Annotated in this window: 1 protein-coding gene; it reads right to left on the reverse strand. The window is 34.2% G+C overall.

What is annotated here, in order from left to right:
• The coding region (locus tag SB753_RS38660) for a DNA methyltransferase (RefSeq protein ID WP_410805363.1) at positions 1-260 on the reverse strand (260 nt) is incomplete at both ends.

Below are 260 nucleotides of genomic sequence, written 5' to 3' on the forward strand. Positions count from 1 at the left end.
CTGTAGTTCCCGATCCTAAATAAGCATCTAATACTAGATCCTGTTCATTAGTACTAATCTCAATAATCCTTTTAATAAGCGCCTCTGGCTTAGGAGTATCAAATACAGTCTTATCTTTAAATAATTCCTTTAAATGTTTCTTAGATTGATTAGTTGTTCCTACTTCTTCAGCTCTCCATAATGTTTCAGGTGTTAGTCCTTTTTTACTTTCACTAAGAAACTTCTTTACACGTGGAACGCCGTTACCATCTTTTCCAAAC

This window comes from Paraburkholderia sp. SIMBA_053 (genome assembly GCF_046534895.1).
GTDB lineage: Bacteria > Pseudomonadota > Gammaproteobacteria > Burkholderiales > Burkholderiaceae > Paraburkholderia > Paraburkholderia caledonica.